This window comes from Nocardia sputorum, assembly GCF_027924405.1.
GTDB lineage: Bacteria > Actinomycetota > Actinomycetes > Mycobacteriales > Mycobacteriaceae > Nocardia > Nocardia sputorum.
Window position 1 is genome coordinate 1,204,072 of sequence record NZ_AP026978.1, and the last position, 19,590, is coordinate 1,223,661.

The window sequence follows — 19,590 nt, forward strand, 5'->3', positions numbered from 1 at the left end:
GGTTGTCGCTGCCGCGTGGGGTCAGTCGGGGCGTGCCGATTCGGGCGACGCCAGACCGTGCTGATGGGCGTAGACGACGGCGTGGATGCGATCGCGCACGCCGAGTTTGGCGAGGATGCGGGAGACGTGCGTCTTCACCGTCTCCTCGCCGACACCCAGCTGTGCGGCGATCTCGGCGTTGCTGCGCGCGTCGGCCAGCAGGAGCAGCACCTCCAGTTCGCGCGCGGTGAGCTGCTGGACTTCCGGCGGGATGCGCGGCGGCGCGAGCGTGCTCGCGAAGCGGGAGACCAGGCGGCGGGTCATCGACGGGTCGATCAGCGCGTCGCCGCGTGCCGCGATCCGGATCGCCGTGACGAGTTCTTCGGGCGGCAGGCTCTTCAGCAGGAACCCGCTCGCGCCCGCCTGCAAGGCGCGATACAGGTTGGCGTCGCTGTCGTAGGTGGTGAGCACCAGGACATGCGTGCCGCCCGCGCCGACGATCGCGGCGGTGGCGGCCAAGCCGTCGAGTTTCGGCATGCGGACGTCGAGGATCGCGACATCCGGTCGCAGCCGGGCGGTCTCCGTGATCGCTGCGCGGCCGTCGCTCACCTCGGCGACGCAATCGAGGTCCGGCTGGCTGTCCACGACGGCGCGCAGGCCGGAGCGGAACACGCTGTGGTCGTCGGCGATCAGGACGCGGATGGGCGGGTTCACGATCCTCCGATCGGCACGGACACCGTGGTGTGCCAGTGCGTGGCGTCACGGCCGTAGTCCACCGCGCCGTCGAACAGCTCGGCGCGGCGGCGGATTCCGTTCAGGCCGCGCTGGATCGAGGGGTCGGCGGAGACCGGCTCACGGGGGAGGGGATTGGTCGCGCTCAGCACCACTCGCTTCGGCAGGTACTCCACGTCCAGGCGGACGTGCGTGCCGTCGCCGTGCCGGAGCGCGTTGGTCAGCATCTCCTGCACGATGCGGTACAGGGTGAGATTCAGCGAGTCCGGCAGTGTGACGGCGTCACCGCGCACGGTCGTCTCGACCTGCAGCCCGGCCGCGCGGACATGTTCGATCAGCCCGTCGATGTCGGCTAGTCCCGGCTGGCGCTGCCCCTCGTCCTCCCGTCCGTGCAGCAGGTCGAGCTGGCGGCGCAGATCCACCATCGCGGCCCGGCTGCTGGATTCCACCGCCGACAACGATCGGGCGGCGGCCGCGTTCGCCGTGCCGCCCAGGGCCAGCCGCGCCGCGCCCGCGTGGATGCCGATCGCACTGACGTGGTGGGAGATCACGTCGTGCAGGTCGCGGGCGATGGCCGCCCGTTCCTCGGTGACCGCGCGCTCCAACGCCGTCCGGTGCTCCTGCTGCCGCAGGCGGGCACGCTGCTCCAGATCGGCGATGTAGGCGCCCCGCGCCGCGGTGTAGCGGCCGACGAGCCACGGGACGCAGCCCGCGGAGACGGTCGCGGCCAGCAGCAGCCGCCAGTCCTGCGCCGCGGCGGTGTCGGTGACCAGGTGCGCCCCGGCGACTCCGGCGCACAGCGACAACATGGTCAGCACCGAACTCGGTCCGGCGAGCCACGCCCCCGCGCGGTATCCGGCCACCAGGAACCCCACGTCGGCGAACCGCACCGGGAATCCGTGCCGATACAGCAGCAGCGCGGCCAGCAGTCGCACGAGCACTTGCGCCACCGCGACCACGCCTGCGGTCCGGGGCGGGGCGGCCAAGGCGAGATCGGCGGCGACGATGGCCGTGACAGCGGCGACCGTCTGCCACGGCGCCACCGCGAAGACGCCGCACAGACCCAGCACCACCGCGTCGATGACGGCGGCCACCACGGCGACCACCACCGACTGGCGGGCCAGCGATCTGCTCACGTCCAACAGTTCGTCACCGCCTCCGTCCGGTTCCGGTGCCGGGTCCTGGGGCGATCCTAGTGATCCGGCTGATCGGAGACGCCGCACGGACGACAACTCTGCCCGCGCGCGGGCGCGCTCGCGTCCCCCGTGCGGGGGACGCGAAGTCCCTCGCCGGCGCGATGTTTCCCCAGGCCCGGGCACGTAGCGTCGAAGGCCGAGGCCAGAGGAAGAAGGAGAACTCATGGGTCGTGTGGAGTTCGAGTTGCTGACCTACGCCATTCCGGCGTTCGCGGTGCTCATGCTGGTGGAGTGGATCGCCTACCGGCGCGATCCCGACCGGTCCGGCAACGGCGGATCGGCCCGTGACACCGCTTCCAACCTGACGACGTTCACGGTGGGCAGGCTGGTCAAGCCGCTGATGCAGCATCTGGTGCCGTTCTCGGCCGTGGTCGTGGCCGCGGCGATCACGCCGCTGCACCTGTCGCCGCGATCCTGGTGGGTCTGGGTGCTCGGCTTGATCGTCACGGATCTGTGCTACTACTGGGCGCACCGTGCCGACCACCGGGTCCGGCTGATGTGGACCGCGCACAACGTGCACCACTCCAGCCAGCACTTCAACCTCTCCACCGCGCTGCGCCTCTCCTGGCTGCATCCGATCCCGAATATCCTGCGCGGGCTGGCGTGGGTGCCCGCGGCGCTGCTGGGCTTCCCCACGTGGATGATCTTCTTGTTGCAGGGCATCGGGCTGCTCTACCAGTTCCCGATTCACACCCAGCGCGTCGAGACGCTTCCGCGTCCGATCGAGTTCCTGTTCAACACGCCCTCGCACCACCGTGTCCACCACGGCTCGAACCAGCCCTACATCGACAAGAACTACGGCGGCATTTTCATCATCTGGGATCGCCTGTTCGGCAGCTTCGCCGCCGAATCCGAACCGGTCCGCTACGGCCTCACCAAGAACATCGGCACCGACAACCCGCTGAAGGTCAACTATCACGAATTGGCGGCGCTGATCCGCGACGTGCGCGGCGCGAGCACCTGGCGGGGGCGGCTCGGATACATCTTCGGCCCGCCCGGCTGGACCGAGCATGCCGTGCCGGTGCCCGAGCCGGTCGAAACTCCGGTGTCGGGGCGGGCCCGGGAACACGCCGGACAGCTCGCGTCGTGACCGGGTGCGGAGTTCGTTCACCGATCTGAGCTTGCCTTGAATCCGGTAGCCGGGTGCTTCGGTGCATCCGGCTACCGACGCGCGTGCTCGGAGGCGCCGAACTGACGCGTGACGGTCCGGGCAGGCGACCACGGGGGCGCGGGCATCGGCCGATGGCGACGACTCCGCGGCGGGCGATTCGCCGGGTCAGTCGCCGTCGAGATAGAACGTCACGCGCGCGATGCCTTCCCCGCTGCTCGCGAACTCCACGACGGCGACTCCGAATACCGCGCCGAGCCGGACGCTCGCCGTGACGGTGTGGCCGGCGGCGATCACCTTGCTCCAGCGCATGTTCCGCACCCGATTGGTGAATTCCTCCACCGACACCGGCGTGCCCGCGGGCAATTCGATCTCCGCCCGAGACCCGAGCAGCTCGCGCGCCCGGCTCAGATCGGTGCTCGCCGCGGCGGCGAAAAGCCTTGTGGTAGCTCGTTTTCCGCGGCGGCCCACGCCACCGAGCGCCCGCATCATGCCCAGCGCGCCACCGACGCCCTGGTTGACGATCAGCTGCGGCCCGAGCTTCAGCGCCGCGGCGATCCCGGGCAGCCCGGTGCGCAGCAGTTGCCAGATCATGTTCGCCAGTTCCCAGTGCGCGGCGAGAGAGGCGATCTTCCAGACGCCGTCCTGCTCGACCAGCCGGTAGCGCAGGTGCATCGGGACGAGGACGGTGGCGCCGGTCGACATCGTGGTGACGACAGTCAGATCGCGCAGCACCGTCGGCGGATGGACCAGGTCGCGGTCTACCCGGAACGCGATGGTGTTCGGCCCGATGAAGGTGTCGTAGAACCGTTCGATGGCGGCGCGGCCCACGTGCGGGCGGGACCCCACCGGGTCGTTGACCTCCGCCCCGGCGGCGAACAGACCCACCCACGCGGACTTGTCGTGTGCCGCGACCGCGCGCGGTGACGCCTCGACGGCCGTCAGCAGCGCTGCGGCCGAGGGATCCAGCGGCATGATGACAGAACCTCCGTAGACGCGAGCCGGACTGGACACATGGTAGAACAAGTTCTAATTTTGGCGTCGCGTTCCGGTGTCCCGCCGGTCGCGTCCGCAGGACAAGGGAACTCGATGGACTGGTATACCGGCAACACCGTGTACGACACAGTACTGACGATCGGCTTCGCGTTCGCGGCGTTCGTCGTGGTCGGCGGCTTGTTCGCGCAGAGTCCCTACGGCCGCTTCGCCTCCGGCAAGGTCGGTTTCAATCTCAATCCCCGTCTGGGGTGGTGGTTGATGGAGATCCCGGCGACGGTGGTGTTCGCCCTCTGCTATCTCGCGGGCCCGAACCGCTTGGAACCCACGGCGCTCGCCCTCGCGGCCATCTGGGTGCTGCACTACGGCAACCGTGGCTGGTTCTTCCCGCTGGCCATCCGGCAGGTGCCCGGCAAGCGGGGCAGCTTCAATGTCTCGGTGCTCGCCGCCGGTATGTTCGTCACGGCGCTGCACGGCTATCTCAACGGCTCCCTGTTCAGTCACGACTACCTCGATCAGTACGGGCCGGAATGGCTGACCGATCCGCGGTTCCTGCTCGGGCTCGTGGTCTATCTGAGTGGCTTCGCTCTGCTGGTGCGCTCCGAATCCATCGTGCGCAACCTGCGGGACAAGGCGGATCCGGGTGCGGCCGAGTATCGGATCCCCTACGGCGCGGGATTCCGGTTCGTCAGCAGCCCGGCCTATCTGGGCGAGCTGATCGCGTGGGCGGGCTTCGCGCTGGCGACCTGGTCGTTGGCCGGCGTGGTCATCTTCCTGATCACGGCGGGCAATCTTGTGCCGCGTGCCCTCGCCACGCACAAGTGGTACCGGGAGAAGTTCGCCGACTATCCCGTGGACCGGAAGGCGTTGATTCCGTTCGTGGTCTGACCTCCTTGCCGAACCGGGGTCGTCTATCCATCGATTGCCCAACGATCGAGTCATCGATTTGCATCGGAATAACTACTAGTAGCAGGCAAATATCTGGTGTTTGAAACTGTGTGCCAATGACCGATGCATAACCGATGCACTCCGTCGGTTTCGGACTAGAGTCGGGTCATGGGTATCGAGTACGCGAGCGTCATCGATCTACCCCGGTCCGAGGTGTTCGCCTGGCACGGTCGCCCCGGCGCGCTGGCCCGCCTGGCGCCGCCCTGGCAGCCGGTGTCGCCCCGCGCCGAATCGGACTCGCTCTGCGACGGGCAGGCGGTGCTCGGACTGCCCGGTGGCCTGCGCTGGGTGGCGCGGCACGATCCGGGCGAGTACGACCCGCCGCGCCGGTTCGTGGACGCGGTCACCGTCGACGGAATCGGCTCGCTGCCTGCCGGACTGCTGCCGTGGCGGCACACCCACGACTTCGAGGTCGTCGACGAGACGCGTACGCGGGTGGTGGACCGGGTGGACGCGCCGGTTCCCGCCACGGTGCTGCGCCCCATGTTCGCCTACCGGCACCGGCAGCTCGCCGACGATCTCGCGGCCCATGCGCGGGCGGCCGGAGCGGGCTTCGTGTCCAGGACCGTCGCGGTGACCGGAGCGTCCGGCCTGGTCGGTTCGGCGCTGACCGCGTTCCTGTCCACCGGCGGGCACCGTGTCGTGCGGCTGGTCCGGCACGCGCCGCGCGCCGCCGACGAAAGGCTCTGGGACACCGCCGACCCCGCGCCGGACCTGCTGGACGGTGTGGACGCCGTAGTGCATCTGGCGGGGGCCTCCATCGCAGGCCGGTTCACCGAGGGGCACAAGCGCGCGATCGCGGGCAGCCGGATCGGGCCGACCCGGAAACTCGCCGAGGTGGCGGCGCGCGCGGCGGTGCCGGTCTTCGTGTGCGCCTCCGCGATCGGCTACTACGGCGCCGATCGCGGCGACGAGGCGCTGACCGAGCGGTCGATGCGCGGTGCCGGTTTCCTCGCCGATGTGGTCGAGGAGTGGGAGGACGCGACGGCTCCCGCCGCCGAAGCCGGTGTGCGAGTGGTGCGCGTGCGTACGGGCATCGTGCAGTCCCCGCGCGGCGGCACGCTGCGGTTGTTGCGCCCGCTGTTCACCGCCGGGCTGGGCGGGCGCATCGGCAACGGCAGGCAATGGCTGTCGTGGATCGGGATCGATGACCTGATCGACATCTATCACCGGGCGCTCTGGGATGCGGGCCTGTCCGGCGCGGTCAATGCCGTTGCGCCGCAACCGGTCCGGAACGCGGAATACACCAAGATCCTCGCGAGCGTGCTGCACAGGCCCACCCTGTTCCCGGTGCCCGCATTCGGTCCCGCTCTGCTACTGGGCCGCGAAGGCAATCGGGAGGTGGCGTCCGCGAACCAACGCGTCGTTCCCGCGCGGCTGGCGGAGGCCGGGCATCAGTTCCGCACCCCCGCCCTGGAACCGGCGTTACGGCACCTGCTCGGCAGGCTCGCGGACTGAGCCCGGGGGCGTGTGCTTCGGTGGGCGAACGGGCGTGCCGAGTCCGGCGGCGTGTGCTCGCGTGGGGCCCGATCGATGCGGCCGGCGGTCCGCGCCCGCGACGCAGCGATCCGGCTGCACGCTGTGCCAGGATGCGGCCCGAGCGCGGAAGGATCTGTCAGGCACGGGCAGCCGCTGAATCGGCGTGCGCGAGATGCCGCCGCCCGCCGGATGATCGAACCCGGCCGAGCCGGGGCGGCATGGTCGGTGCGGCCGGAGAATCGCAGGCGCGGTGTGTGCACAGCGCTCACCGGTGACCGGTGCGGAGCTTTGCCGCACGACGAGGTCCGCTACCGCTGGGCGTTGCTGATGCGCCGGTGCCGAGATCCCATGATGCATCGATTTTGCATCGTACTGCCGACTGGGTGGAAAGGGTGGCCAACCGAGGTGGTCGGCCCCCAGCCCACCGCGCTGAACGGACGTGACGGCACAGTGTGAAGTCGCGCCACGCCGCCTTCGCTGTGCCCGGAAATGAACCCCCGAGGGCGGCCATCGCCGCCTCGGGGTTTGTCGAGTTCCATGACGGCCAGTTCGCTCAGCGCGTACTCGCCCGGCCCGAAGGCGTCCGGCCGACCGGCCTGGTAGACCCCAAGGTCGTGGCGGCTGCGGGTCGCCGATCCGAGCCGGGACGGTGTGCCGACGCGGGATCGCGGCGTGTCCGTTGATAGGGGCGGTTCGGCGGGATTCGCCCGGGGGTGCTCAGGCGAGCCGGTCGGCGGCGTCGACCAGGCTCTCGACCCGTTCCACGTCCTCGGGGAGGAAGACCACCTCCCACCCCGGGCCGCCGACCAGCACGCGGGCGCCCGCGCCGAGGCAGGCGCGCACCGCGGAGGTCAACGCCGTGGACTCCTGCTGCGACCACAGCAGTACGGCGGCGGGGCGGTCGAACCGGGCGAGGGTGTCGGCGAGCGCGGCGGCGGGCACGTCGGCGCCCAGCATCCGCGCCCCGGCGCCGCGTTCGGCGAGTGCCGCGCGCAGCACCTCCAGCGGCAGCGAGTGCGTCTCCCCGCTGGTGCAGGCGAGCACCACCGGCGCCATGCCGTCCGGGACCGGCGGCGGGTTCGTCCGGTGCAGCACCGAGACGACGCACCAGGAAAGCAAGTGCTCCACATCGATGCATCCCTCGCCGCCGAGCTGCCGATCGACGATGTCGGCGAACGCGGGGCGGCACAGCAGATTCCAGGTGTCCACCACGCCGAACGCGCGGACGTGCGCTTCGATCTGGTTCGACACCGCGGTGGTGTCCAGCGCGAAGGCCGCGGCCAGCAGCGCCTCCCGGCGGCCGAGTGTGGGCGCGGGCCCGCGCACCGCGGCCGCCGCGCCCGCCGGGCTCGCGCCCGCGCGGATCAGCGCCAGCATCCGTTCGAGCATGGCGATGTCGGCCTCGGTGTACAGGCGGTGCCGACCCGGGCGGTGCTGCGGCGGGCCGATGTCGTAGCGGCGGTTCCAGCTGCGCAGCGTGGCGGTCGGGATACCGAGACGCTCGGCGACCGCGCGCACCGTGTATCCCGCCGCGTCGGACACGGGGACGGGACCGGTGGGCATCGCCCCATTCTGCCCGCCGCCGCCGACGGGATCCGCTCCACCCGGCTGATCGGTGGGTCCGCGCGGCGGCATCAGGTCACCGTCGATTTCGTGCCGGGGCGTTCATGCGGGCCACCCCGGCGGTGCTTGCCCGGACGCGCGCAGGTCGGCCGCCGCCGTTCGGGAGGGTGAGCAGCGGCGGCGGGCCGGTGCGACGGCCTGGCCCATCCGCACGGCCCCACTGCCACGGGCAGAGGGGCGATCCGCCGGCTGGGCGGCCTCTCGCGTCGGCCGACCGCCAGGGCTGCTCGCGTGTGTGGGCTCATCGGTGCGAGTTCTGGAAAGCGTGATGCTGCGGCAGCGCCGGGGTGGGTGTCGTGCGGCCGGGCGCGCAGCTGGTTCCCGGGGCGTGTGCGAACCGGTTTCCGGCAGGCGTGGGGCCCTCGATGCTCGGCGCTGTCCTCCGCGTCATTGCTCCTCCGGGATGCGAATGCGTTGCATCAATTGTGCATCGTTCTATGCTAGAGTGGTCGGCATCGCCGATTTCCGAGGAGTTAGCGTGCACCGTCGCAACTTGCTGCGTACGTCGACCCGCCTGCTCGCCGGGCTGGTGTCGGCGCTGTCCGCGACCGCTCTGGCGGCGGGTGGCGCCTCCGCGGCTCCGAACCCGCTCGGCGGCCCCGCGCCGGTGCCGCGGCTGGAACTGGAGCGGTACACGGGGACGTGGCGTCAGCTCGCGGCCGTCCCGCAGTACTTCAACCTCGCCTGCGCGCGTGATACCCAGGCGAATTACGCACTCGACGCGGCGGGCGACATCGCGGTGCGCAACACCTGCACCACGTGGACCGGCACGCAGAACGAGATCAACGGCACCGCGACGGTCAACGACCGGGAGACCGGCGCCCAGCTGCACGTCAGCTTCCCCGGCGTGCCGACCCAGGATCGCCTGGACGGGCCGACCAACTACATCGTCACGGCGCTCGGCCCGGACTATTCGTGGGCGGTGGTCACCGACCCGAGCCGGATATCCGGATTCGTCCTGGCGCGCGCCGCGTCATTGGACGCGAATGCCTGGCAGCAGGTGCGCGCCGCGATCGTCGCGGCGGGCCAGAACCCGTGCCTGTACCTGACCTCGCCGACGACGGGCGGTGAGTCGCGCATCGTCCCGCTGTGCGCGGGGTGATCCGGCATGTTCGGCGCTCGCGAGGGTCGCGTCGGCGGCGGTGGGGCTGAGCCGCCCGACGCCGCGCCGGCGCGAACCCTCACGGGCGCCGAGCACGACCGCGCTCGTTCGACAAGGAGGCTCGATGACTGTCACTGCCACACAGCCTGAGCGTGCGCGATGACCGTCACGATCGCTCTGTTCACCCGGGACCTGCGGGTGCGAGACAACCCGGTGCTGACCGCCGCCCACCGGGAAGGCGCCGCGGTGTTGCCGTTGTTCGTGCTCGACGATGCCATCCTCTCCGGGCGCTTCGCCGCGCCGAACCGCGCCCGGTTCCTCGTCGCCGCCCTCGCCGAACTCGACGTCGAACTGCGCGCCCTCGGCGGCGGCCTGGTGCTGCGCCGCGGCGACGTGGCCGCGGAGGTCGACCGCGTGGCCGCACAGGTGCACGCCGAGAGCGTGCACGTGGCGGCCGACGTCAGTGGCTACAGCCGGCGGCGCGAACGGGCGCTGCGGGAGCGTCTCGCGCGGCGCGGCTGCCTGCTGCACACCCATTCCGCCACCGTCACCGTCGCCGATCCGGCGACGCTGCTGCCCGCAACCGGGCGTGACCACTTCGCGGTCTTCAGCCCGTATTTCCGGCGTTGGTCCGACGCGCCGCAGCGCAAGCCGCTGGGCAAACCGCGCAGCCTCATGGTGCCGCGGGTGCCGAGCCTGCCTCTGCCGGACGCGGGCGAGCTGTGCCAGGGACCGACGTCGCCGCAGCTCGCCGTGGGCGGTGAGACGACCGGGCGAGAAATCGTGCGCGATCGGCTGTCCGGGCCGGTCGAGCAGTACGCGCGCGACAACGACGACCTCGCCGCCGACGACACCTCGCGGCTGTCGCCGTATCTGCATTTCGGTTGCGTGTCGCCGGTGGAGTTGGTGCACCGGCTCGACCTGTCCACCGCGGGCGGGCACGCGTTCGCCCGCCAGCTGGCCTGGCGCGACTTCCACCACCAGTTGCTGGCCGCCCGCCCGTCGGCGGCCTGGTCGGACTATCGGCCCCGCTCGGTTCGCCCGCGTGACGACGAGCGGGCCGTCGACGCCTGGCGCGAAGGCCGCACGGGGCATCCGATCGTGGACGCCGGTATGCGGCAGTTGCGCGCGGAGGGGTGGATGCACAACCGCGCGCGGCTGATCACGGCCAGCTTCCTCACCAAGTCGCTGCGCGTCGACTGGCGGGTGGGGGCGGAGCACTTCTTGCGCTGGCTGGTGGACGGCGACCTGGCGAACAACCAGCTCAACTGGCAGTGGGTGGCCGGCACGGGGACCGACACCAGGCCGAATCGGGTGCTCAACCCGCTGCGCCAAGCGGAGCGTTACGACCCGGACGGCGAGTACGTCCGGCGCTGGGTTCCCGAGCTGGCGCACCTGCCCGGCGGACGTATCCACCGGCCGTGGCGCGAACACGTCGATCCGGCGGACTATCCGGCGCCGATCATCGACTTCGTCGGAATGTAGCGGTTCACCCGGGTCGACGGTCCGTGACGAGCATTGCGTCGGCGACCGACTCGAAGGCCTGCACCACGTTCTCCAGTTCGTCGCCGAGGTCACGCATCTCGGCGACCGCCATGAGGTCGTCGGTGTCGAAGTACCATCGCGCGAACAGGCGGCGGAAAGCGTCGTCGGCGTCGTCCGCCAGCCGCCGGATCTCCGCTCGATATCTCTGCGCCTCGATGGAATTCAGCGGGGCAGTCAGTGACCGGGCCGTGTGCTGCCCGCATTCCTCGACGATGCCGATCACCTCGGTGAGTTCGTCCACGAGCGTCGTCGCGCGGTGCCCGCTCGCGCGCTCGGCCGCCGTGCGCAGGTGGACGACGACGCTGTGCAACGCCCGGCCGAGCGCGCACCGGCCAGCCGCATCCGGCACGCCGAACAGTTCGCACACGAGTGCGTCGCTGCGATCGGCGACCACCACGAGCCGCGCGTGCGCCGCCGCGAGGTCTGCGGGGTCGCGACACAGCATGCCGAGTATCGCCGCGGCTTGCCCGACCGTGCCCGCCACGGACCGGAAACAGTCGTGCGAGTCCTCCCGGATCAACGGTTGCGATGACGCCACAGATACTCCTGACGGTGGATCGAGATGTCTGCGTGGTGTGGGGATTCCACGGCCGCGACCGGCGCCGCGACACAGATGATTCGAAGAGCGAGACACCGCGGATGAAATCTCGTGGATCCACCCGGGCGTGAGCTTCCGAATCCCGTTCGGGCGCGCTTGAATTGATATGTCGAGGATCTGCCACGCCCGAGGAAAGGGGCCTGTCATGGGCACCGTCGAAATCGCGATCACCATCGGCCGCATCGTGGACACGCTGCAGAAGGCGCTGATCCTGCTCATTCTCTGATCGACTCGGGAAGCCGGGCGCCCTGACGAAGGTTGCCCGAAAATCACCGAATACCTCGAATTATTCCTCGGTCGATCAGTCGCCGGACACCGACCGGTGGAATTCCCCTGCGTCGGAGACGATGTCGGCCAAGCCCGGGCGCCGCGTCTTCCAGCCGAGCCTGCTGCCCGCCTTGCCGCTCGCGGCCGGATCCCCCCGCCTGCGCGAGCCGTAGCGCACGGGAAGTCGTGTCCGGTGATTTCCCGCGCGGTATCGAGCACCTGCCGGTTGGAGTAGCACGTGCCGATACGGGTACCGATTCAGTTGCCAGGAGTTTCCCAGCAGGGTATCGGGCTGTCTCGAGATCCCGCGTCGAGGATCGTTTCCGCGGTCGAAGTGCGGCCGAGGGCCCGACGGGCCGGATGAAGGCAGGTATGCAGGTGTCTTCCCGGGCACACCGCTGTCAGGTCGATTACCTCGCAGGTAATCGACCTGAGCGGCGTTCTGGGCGAGGCTCGGGGCATGGCGACGAACAACATGCGGCAAACCCGCTCCCCCTTGGCTGGTGCGCTGCGCGGCCTCGCGGTCGGACGGATCGCGCTGGGGTCGGCCGCTGTCCTGGCCCCGCGAACGTTGAGTAAAAGGTTGGGTGTGCGCCCCACACCCGAACTCGAGTACATGACCCGGATCTTCGGCGCGCGGGCGATCGCGCTGGGCCTGGGATATCTGACGGCGCCGGCCGAGGAGCTGCCGCGCTGGCAGCGCCTGGCGTTGCTGGTGGACATCCTGGACACCACACACGGCGGGGTGCGGATCCTGCGCAGCGACGTCCCCCGGCCGACCGCCGTCGCGCTGGTCGCTCTGACCGGCGGTTACATGCTCGTCGGCGCGACCCGGCTGGCCACGGACCTGTGGTGAAAGTCTTTGGCACACTGGTGCGATGGCGACCGTTGTGGCATTCCACGCGCACCCCGACGACGAGACGCTGCTGACCGGCGGGACGCTGGCGAGGCTGTCCGCCGCCGGGCACCGGACCGTGATCGTGGTGGCCACCGACGGCCACATGGCCGATCTGGACGGCCGCGAACCGCTGCGGCTCAGCGAGCTGGAGGCGAGCGCGGCAGCGCTCGGCGTGCACCGAGTGGTGCACCTCGGCTACGCCGACAGCGGACACGGTGCGGTGCTGTACGCCGACCCGCCGGACCGGATGCGGTTCGCCCGCGCGGACCCGGAGGAGGCGGCTCGGCGGTTGGCCGCGATCCTGCGCGAGGAGCGCGCCGAGATTCTGCTCAGCTACGACCGCAACGGCGGGTACGGGCACCGCGACCACGTCCGCGTGCACGAAGTGGGCAAGCGCGCGGCCGAACTCGCAGGAGTGTCGCGCGTCCTGGACGCGACCCTGCCGCGTGAGGGTTATACGCGCCTGGTTCATCTGTCGCGGCGGCTGCGGGCCCCCGTGAACTACGACCCGTCGGTCCTCGACTCGCTGTACAGCCCACGCTCGGCGATCACGCACCGCGTCGACGTCGGCGCTCACGCCGCGCAACGGAAGACCGCACTGGCGGCGCACCGCTCGATCCTCGAGGGCTCCAGCCGCTTCGCCACCATCGCGAAGGTGCTCCTGCGCATGCCCACCCCACTTCTCGCCCGGGTGATGCGCTGGGAATGGTATGCCGAAGAAGGCGTCATTTCCGCACCGGCGGTCCCGCTCGACGACATCTTCCGGCCCGCGTCCCGTTGAGCGGTTCCGCCGCTGGGTCGGCGATGGCCGGATACACCGGCTACCCGGATGGTGTTCGGTCGACCCGGGGCTGCGGATCGGCGGGCTCGCGCGGCAACACCACCGTGAAGGTCGCCCCACTCCCGGGTTCGCTGTCCACCGATACCCGTCCGCCGTGGGCGGTGACCAGCGCTTGGACGATGGACAGGCCGAGGCCGGTACCGCCGCTGGCCCGGGTGCGGGAGGCGTCCGCGCGATAGAAGCGTTCGAACACCCGGGCGGCGGCCTCGGGTGACAGGCCGGGTCCCGCGTCGATGACATCGATGCGGACGCGATCGGGCGCGGGTGTGAGTCGCACGGTGATCGCCGCTTCGCGTGGGGTGTGGGTGAGGGCGTTGCCGAGCAGGTTGCCCAGCACCTGGCGCAGGCGGGCCTCGTCGCCGACGACGTCCATGGTGCCCGAGCCGTCGCCCACCACCAGCGTGATCGGCCGGTCCGGCGCGTCGGGTGCGGGTTTCTGGCGGGCGGCGATGGCCCGGGCGTTGTGTACGGCGTCACCGGCGAGCGCGAGCAGGTCGACGGGTCTGCGCTCCAGCGGCCGCTTCTCGTCCAGTCGCGCGAGCAGCAGCAGATCTTCGACCAGCAGGCCCATCCGCTCGGCCTCGGCCTCGATCCGGCCCACCACCATTCCCGCGTCGGTGCTGGCGCCCTGCCGGTACAGCTCGGCGAACCCGCGGATAGTGGTCAGCGGCGTGCGCAGCTCATGGCTGGCATCGGCGACGAAGCGGCGCATCCGCGCCTCCGAACGGCGGGCCGCCTCCTCCGAGGCCTCGGTCGCCGCGACGCCGTGCTGGATCTGCGCGAGCATCTCGTTCAGCGACCGCGCCAGATGGTCGACCTCGGTGTCGACGCCGCGCACCGGGACCCGCCGGTGCAGATCGCCGCCCGCGATCGCCGCGGCGGTCTGCTCCACCTCGCGCAGCGGCCGCAGGCTGCGCCGGATCACCAGGTAGCCGATGGCGCCCAGGGCCAGCAGAGCCGCGGCTCCGGTGCCGATCTCGAAGAAGATCAGCCGCGAGACCGTCTCCTGGTTGTCGGTCAGCGGCAGGCCGACCGTGGTGGAACCGTACTGGTTGGTGGTGGTCAAAACGCGCCAGCGCACCGGGGAACCGTCCGAGGAATCCACCGTGCGCGGGGTATGCGCGTTCGCGCCGTCGAGATCCGGGGTCCCCGCCGCGCTGCCGGCGCCGGGTAGGTCTTGATACACCTGCCCGTCGGCTCCGGTGCGCAGTTCGAAGAACCGGCGCGGCTGCTCGCCCGGCGACCTCGGCGGTACGGGCGCGGCCGGCAAATCGGCCGGAATCCATTGCGTGCGGCCGTCACTGGTCGTCACCTGCCGCATCGGCCGCGGCTCCGCCCAGGACCGGGCCGCGTCGTAGAGCTGCTCGTCGGTGCGTTGGGTCAGCGACCGGCTCAGCGCCGAGGTCACCGCCGCGCCCGACGCGAACAGCGCCGCTGTCGTCAGCAGCAGCAGCACGATCACCAGCCCTACCCGCAGCGGGACCGCCGAGATCCGCCGCGCGAGTTTCTCCCGTACGCTCACGCCCGGCTCGCCTGTGGTTCACGCAGCACGTATCCCACGCCGCGGAGCGTGTGCAGCAGTTTCGGTTCGGTGGTGTCGACCTTGCGCCGCAGATACGACACGTACGACTCGACGACGCCCGCGTCGCCGCCGAAGTCGTAGCGCCACACGTGGTCGAGGATCTTCGGCTTACTCAGCACCTTGCCCGCGTTGACCATGAAGTACCGCAGCAGGGTGAACTCGGTCGGCGACAGCGACACCGGCACGCCCGCCTTCCACACCTCGTGGCTGTCGTCGTCGAGCACCAGATCGCCGACCGTCATCCGGTTGACGCCCGCCTCGGCGGACTGTCTTCCGCTGCGGCGCAAGATGACCCGCAGGCGCGCGATGACCTCCTCCAGGCTGAACGGCTTGGTGACGTAGTCGTCCGCACCGAGGGTGAGCCCGGTGAGCTTGTCGTCGACGTCGTCGCGGGCGGTGAGGAACAGCACGGGCGCGGTGACCCCGTCGGCGCGCAGCCGCCGCAGCATCCCGAATCCGTCCATGCCGGGCATCATCACGTCCACGATCAGCGCGTCCGGCCGGAGTCCGCGCACCCGGTCCAGCGCCTCGGTTCCGCTGAGCGCGGTGGCCACCTCGAAGCCCTGGAACCGCAGGCTGACCGCGAGCAGTTCGATGATCATGGGTTCGTCGTCCACGATGAGGACGCGGGCTTCGGGTTCGGTACCGGTCATGCACCCATGGTTACGCTGCGAGCCCTGAGCAATCTGCGAGCAAGCTGGATGTTTCCTGTGAACGCGTCGACCGTCGCGTGTGCTGCGGCCCGGGCGGCGCGGCTTGCTGCTGCCGCTGCCACCCATGATGCACAACCGGCTACGCGTGCCGAGCGGGGTGGTCCGTCTGAACGGCTCGGTCACAGACCGAACAGCAATGCCCCGGCCGATGTCGGTGCTCGACGTCAGGGCGGCCCCCAGCGGAGCGTCGATGGGTGGCGGCGTCGCAGGCCATGCCCCGGACGGTGGCCGTGTGCCGACGTTCCTGCCAGCGGCATTGTTGAGCGGTCGTGACGCCGCACGGTCCCCGAACCGCGGACGCGATATCGCCGCGTCGTGGGACGCGGCGATATCGCGGACCGGATCGGTCAGCTGATCGGCGCGGTCAGGTCGTAGACCGTGACGTTGCCGACCGTCTTCGCGGTGTAGTGGGCCTTGACCCACTCGGTGATCTCGTCCGCCGCCGACTTCTCGCCACCGGAGCCGGGCCGCATACCCTGCCCCTGCGCGATGAAGTAGTGCACCTCGCCATTCGCCACGTATCGCTGGAACTGGGCCAGCGTCGGCGCGTCGTCGCCGCCGCTGAAACCGCCGATCGCGATCACCGACGTGCCGGTGCGCAATTCCAGGCTCGACGCGGTGCCGGAGCCGATGCTCGCCGCCGACCACCGGCTGTCGGTGTTCTCCAGCAGGGCGTCCAGTTCGGCGTTGTCCGCGCTGCCGCCCGGTCCGCCGCCGGGAGCGCCACCCGCAGGAACTCCGTCTTCGGTGGGCGGTTCGGTGCCGGTGGGAGCCGCATCGCTGGTCAGCGGTTCGGTGCCGGTGGTAGCCGCGTCTCCGGTTGTGCCGGACGCTCCGTCGGCGGCGTCGGCGCGGCCGTCGTCCGCCGCCGCGCCCTGGCCGGGTCCACCGCGCCCGCCCGCGCCGGGGCCGCCCATAGAACCCGCCTGCGCGGGTCCGGAGGCCGGGATGCCGCCGCTGTGCGCGTGCGTGACCGTTTCGACCGCGTAGGCCGTCGATCCGGCGAACCCGGCCACCAACGCCGTGGCCGCGATCACGACGGCGATCCGGCGCGACCGATGCGCGCCGATGACCAGCGCGATCGCGGCGATCGCGGTCACGATCAGCACGGTCCAGCGCAGCCAGGGCAGCCAGTCCGGCGTGCGATGCAGCAGGACGAAAGCCCACGCGCCGGTGGCCGCCGACAGCAGCGCCAAGGTGAGCCGGGCCGCCACGTGCCCGCGCCGCCGCCACAACTGCGTCACCGCGACCGCGGCGACACCGGCGACGGCCGGCGCCAAGGCCACCGTGTAGTACGGGTGGATGATGCCGCTCATGTAGCTGAAGACCAGGCCGGTGCCGAGCAGCCAGCCACCCCAGAGGATCATCGCCGCGCGCACTCGATCGGTGCGCGGCGCGCGTCCACTGAGCCAGAGCCCGGCGACCAAGCCGATCAGCGCCACCGGCAGCAGCCAGGACACCTCGGTGGCCATGGTGCCGCTGAACAGCCGGGCCAACCCGGTGTCGCCGCCGAACGCGCCGCCCATGCCGCCGCCGCCCGGTCCGCCGGATCCACCGCTCGGGTTGCCGCTGCCGCCCAGCAACCGGCCCATGCCGTTGTAGCCGAGTGCCAGTTCCCACAGGCTGTTGTCGGTCGACCCGCCGATGTAGGGGCGCGAATCCGCGGGCCACAGTTCGACCAGCAGCACATACCACCCGCCCGCCACCACCATGGCCGCGCAGGCGGTGACCAATTTGACGATCCGGGACCAGAAGCCCCCCGCCCCGGCGACCAGGAACACCAACCCGAGCGCGGGGAGGACAAGGAACGCCTGCATCATCTTGGTCAGGAACGCGAAACCGATGGCGACACCGGCCAGCGCCAGCCAGCCGGTACTCGCCGCCCGCAAGCGCGGGCCGGGCGCGTCGATCGCTCGCACCGTGCAGTACGCCGCCGCGACCAGCAGCACTGTCAGCAGCGCGTCCGGGTTGTCGAAGCGGAACATCAACGCGGCGACGGGAGTCGCCGCCAATGCCGCACCGGCCAGCAGGCCCGCGCCGGGCCCGCTCCATCGCCGCACCGCGGCATACAGCAGGGCCACCGAGCCGACGCCTATCAAGGCTTGGGGCGCCAGCAGCGACCACGAGCCGAAGCCGAACAGCCGCCCCGACAGCCCCATCACCCACAGGGCCGCGGGCGGCTTGTCCACCGTGATCGCGTTGCCCGCGTCGTGCGCGCCGAACAGCAGTGCCTTCCAGCTCTGCGTGCCCGCCTGCGCCGCGGCGGCGTAATACTCGTTCGCCCACCCGGATACCGTCAGATTCCACAGATACAGCACCGCGGTCGCGACGAGCAGCGCGAGCAACGCCGGACGCGCCCACCGCGGTTGGGTCGACGGCCCGAAGAACACGCGATCCGCCCGGGATCGCCGGGAGGCCGGGGCGCGATGGGCGCCGACGGGTCTCGCGACGGCCTCCACGCCCGGCGGGACGGTCGTAATCGACGCCATGGATGTTCGCCTTCCTTCTCGTGTGCACCTCTTTCGAAGGCTAGGAAGGCCGGCTGCCCACAACCTGGGGCAAAGCTGGGAGTGCGCTGTGCGGGCCGGGCGGGCCTCGGCTCAGTCGTGGACGACGCGCCGCGAGCGGGTCAGCAACGCGCCGTCGGCGCGGATGAGCACGTCGTGCACGACGCAGCTCGGCGCGATCTCCGGCTTGCTGTTCGGGCGGATCTTCACCACCAGGCAGTAGGCGGTGGACACGATGGTCCCGTCGTCCTGCGGCTGCAGGTTGATCATGTTGAACCAGTGCCTGCGCTGCATCGGGTCGTGCTCGAAACGCTTGTGGAACTCGACCAGGTCGGCGATGATGCCCGCCCTGGTGCGGGCGGGCGGGATGCCGGGGGTGTGCTCGAATTCCGCGTCTTCGGTGAAAGTCGCGGCGTAACCGGGAATGTCGCGGTTGTCCAGGCGCTGCATCTGCTCGGCGTAGAACTGCTGGACCTCGGCGTACAACTCGGTGCGGCTGGCGACGGTCGTCATGGTTGCTCCTGTGGTCGCGGCGGGGTTCGGGTCGCACGCCAGGTTGACCGACGCCGCTAGAGCTTCGGTCGAGCCGAATCCGGCGACCGGCGGTTGACCGGATCTATAGGACGCGGGTCGACCCTGGTGGTCGAGAAGGGCGAGTTCGGAAGTTCGACCGATGGAGGAGTCATGGCGGAGAATCGGCGCGTCGCGCTGGTCACCGGAGCGACCAGTGGAATGGGCCTGGAGATCACGAAAAACCTTGCCGCGCAGGGAATCGCGGTGTTCCTGTGCGCTCGCGATCAGCAGCGGGTGACCGACACGGTGAAGAGCCTGCAGGACGACGGTCACGAGGTGGACGGCACCGTCTGCGACGTCGCCGACGCCGCGCAGGTGCGCGAGTACGTCGACGCGGGTGTGCGGCGCTACGGCCCCATCGACATCCTGATCAACAACGCGGGCCGCAGCGGCGGCGGCGTCACCGCGCAGGTGCCCGACGACCTGTGGTTCGACGTGATCAACACCAACCTCAACAGCGTGTTCCTGATGACGAAGGCGGTGCTGAACGCGGGCGGCATGCTGGAACGCGGCAGCGGCCGCATCGTCAACATCGCCTCCACCGGCGGCAAACAGGGCGTGGTGCACGGCGCTCCGTACTCCGCGTCCAAGCACGGCGTCGTGGGTTTCACCAAGGCGCTGGGCCTCGAACTGGCCAAGACGGGAATCACCGTGAACGCCGTCTGCCCCGGATTCGTGGAGACGCCGATGGCCGAGCGGGTCCGCGAGGTGTATTCCGGGCTGTGGGGCGTGGACACCGACGAGGTGCACGCCAGGGTCAGCGCGCGGGTGCCCATCGGCCGCTACGTGCAGCCGTTCGAGGTGGCGGCGATGGTCGACTACCTGATCGGCCCCGGGGCGGGGGCGGTCACCGCGCAGGCGCTGAACGTCTGTGGCGGACTGGGCAACTACTGACGAGGAGGGACG

18 protein-coding genes are annotated in these 19,590 nt (G+C 70.7%); 8 read left to right on the plus strand and 10 right to left on the minus strand.

Going from position 1 to position 19,590, the window contains the following annotated elements:
• Window positions 1-21 precede the first annotated feature (21 nt).
• A complete protein-coding gene (locus QMG86_RS05370) occupies window positions 22-693 on the minus strand; it encodes a response regulator (RefSeq protein WP_281878028.1) in 672 nt (223 codons plus the stop codon).
• A complete protein-coding gene (locus tag QMG86_RS05375; RefSeq protein WP_281878029.1) occupies window positions 690-1,847 on the minus strand; it encodes a sensor histidine kinase in 1,158 nt (385 codons plus the stop codon). Before QMG86_RS05375 ends, QMG86_RS05370 begins: the two co-directional genes overlap by 4 nt.
• 223 nt (window positions 1,848-2,070) lie before the next feature.
• On the opposite strand from QMG86_RS05375, the gene QMG86_RS05380 reads away from it, so the two are divergent.
• Window positions 2,071-2,997 (plus strand): sterol desaturase family protein, encoded by a 927-nt coding sequence (locus QMG86_RS05380; RefSeq protein ID WP_281878030.1) that lies wholly within the window; start codon window positions 2,071-2,073, stop codon window positions 2,995-2,997.
• 186 nt (window positions 2,998-3,183) lie between these two features.
• Here QMG86_RS05380 and QMG86_RS05385 read toward each other — a convergent pair whose 3' ends face one another.
• Window positions 3,184-3,990, minus strand: a complete 807-nt coding sequence (locus QMG86_RS05385) for a nuclear transport factor 2 family protein (protein WP_281878031.1) — start codon at window positions 3,988-3,990, stop codon at window positions 3,184-3,186.
• A 114-nt stretch (window positions 3,991-4,104) separates the two neighbouring features.
• Between QMG86_RS05385 and QMG86_RS05390 the strand changes: the two genes are divergently transcribed.
• A complete protein-coding gene (locus tag QMG86_RS05390) occupies window positions 4,105-4,896 on the plus strand; it encodes a phosphatidylethanolamine N-methyltransferase family domain-containing protein (protein ID WP_281878032.1) in 792 nt (263 codons plus the stop codon).
• Between the two features lie 168 nt (window positions 4,897-5,064).
• Entirely contained in the window at window positions 5,065-6,414 is a 1,350-nt protein-coding gene (locus QMG86_RS05395) for a TIGR01777 family oxidoreductase (protein WP_281878033.1), read from the plus strand.
• A gap of 738 nt (window positions 6,415-7,152) precedes the next feature.
• Here QMG86_RS05395 and QMG86_RS05400 read toward each other — a convergent pair.
• Window positions 7,153-7,998 (minus strand): MerR family transcriptional regulator, encoded by an 846-nt coding sequence (locus QMG86_RS05400; RefSeq protein WP_281878035.1) that lies wholly within the window; start codon window positions 7,996-7,998, stop codon window positions 7,153-7,155.
• 538 nt (window positions 7,999-8,536) lie between these two features.
• On the opposite strand from QMG86_RS05400, the gene QMG86_RS05405 reads away from it, so the two are divergent.
• Window positions 8,537-9,160, plus strand: coding sequence for a lipocalin family protein (locus QMG86_RS05405; RefSeq protein ID WP_434085544.1), 624 nt, complete (start codon window positions 8,537-8,539; stop codon window positions 9,158-9,160).
• A 159-nt stretch (window positions 9,161-9,319) separates the two neighbouring features.
• The gene (locus QMG86_RS05410) at window positions 9,320-10,645 is read left to right on the plus strand and encodes a cryptochrome/photolyase family protein (RefSeq protein ID WP_281878036.1); all 1,326 of its coding nucleotides are present in this window, start codon (window positions 9,320-9,322) and stop codon (window positions 10,643-10,645) included.
• Window positions 10,646-10,649: 4 nt separating this feature from the next.
• Here the strand turns inward: QMG86_RS05410 and QMG86_RS05415 are convergent, their stop codons facing one another.
• A complete protein-coding gene (locus tag QMG86_RS05415) occupies window positions 10,650-11,243 on the minus strand; it encodes a hypothetical protein (RefSeq protein WP_281878037.1) in 594 nt (197 codons plus the stop codon).
• 361 nt (window positions 11,244-11,604) lie between these two features.
• The gene (locus tag QMG86_RS05420; RefSeq protein WP_281878039.1) at window positions 11,605-11,748 is read right to left on the minus strand and encodes a hypothetical protein; all 144 of its coding nucleotides are present in this window, start codon (window positions 11,746-11,748) and stop codon (window positions 11,605-11,607) included.
• Window positions 11,749-12,030: 282 nt separating this feature from the next.
• On the opposite strand from QMG86_RS05420, the gene QMG86_RS05425 reads away from it, so the two are divergent.
• Window positions 12,031-12,426 carry a hypothetical protein gene (locus QMG86_RS05425; protein WP_281878040.1) on the plus strand — a complete coding sequence of 132 codons (396 nt, stop codon included), beginning with the start codon at window positions 12,031-12,033 and terminating at the stop codon, window positions 12,424-12,426.
• 22 nt (window positions 12,427-12,448) lie between these two features.
• Entirely contained in the window at window positions 12,449-13,249 is an 801-nt protein-coding gene (locus QMG86_RS05430) for a PIG-L deacetylase family protein (RefSeq protein WP_281878041.1), read from the plus strand.
• A 40-nt stretch (window positions 13,250-13,289) separates the two neighbouring features.
• On the opposite strand, the gene QMG86_RS05435 is transcribed toward QMG86_RS05430, so the two are convergent.
• The 4 genes from QMG86_RS05435 to QMG86_RS05450 all read right to left on the minus strand — a co-directional run bounded on the left by QMG86_RS05435 (window position 13,290) and on the right by QMG86_RS05450 (window position 18,624).
• Window positions 13,290-14,831 (minus strand): sensor histidine kinase, encoded by a 1,542-nt coding sequence (locus QMG86_RS05435; RefSeq protein WP_281878042.1) that lies wholly within the window; start codon window positions 14,829-14,831, stop codon window positions 13,290-13,292.
• Window positions 14,828-15,544 carry a response regulator transcription factor gene (locus QMG86_RS05440; RefSeq protein WP_281878043.1) on the minus strand — a complete coding sequence of 239 codons (717 nt, stop codon included), beginning with the start codon at window positions 15,542-15,544 and terminating at the stop codon, window positions 14,828-14,830. The genes QMG86_RS05435 and QMG86_RS05440 overlap by 4 nt, the downstream gene beginning before the upstream one ends.
• 407 nt (window positions 15,545-15,951) lie before the next feature.
• Window positions 15,952-18,093, minus strand: a complete 2,142-nt coding sequence (locus QMG86_RS05445; protein ID WP_281878044.1) for a glycosyltransferase family 39 protein — start codon at window positions 18,091-18,093, stop codon at window positions 15,952-15,954.
• A gap of 111 nt (window positions 18,094-18,204) precedes the next feature.
• Window positions 18,205-18,624, minus strand: a complete 420-nt coding sequence (locus QMG86_RS05450) for a nuclear transport factor 2 family protein (RefSeq protein WP_281878045.1) — start codon at window positions 18,622-18,624, stop codon at window positions 18,205-18,207.
• Between the two features lie 171 nt (window positions 18,625-18,795).
• On the opposite strand from QMG86_RS05450, the gene QMG86_RS05455 reads away from it, so the two are divergent.
• Window positions 18,796-19,578 carry an SDR family NAD(P)-dependent oxidoreductase gene (locus tag QMG86_RS05455; protein ID WP_281878046.1) on the plus strand — a complete coding sequence of 261 codons (783 nt, stop codon included), beginning with the start codon at window positions 18,796-18,798 and terminating at the stop codon, window positions 19,576-19,578.
• Window positions 19,579-19,590 lie beyond the last annotated feature (12 nt).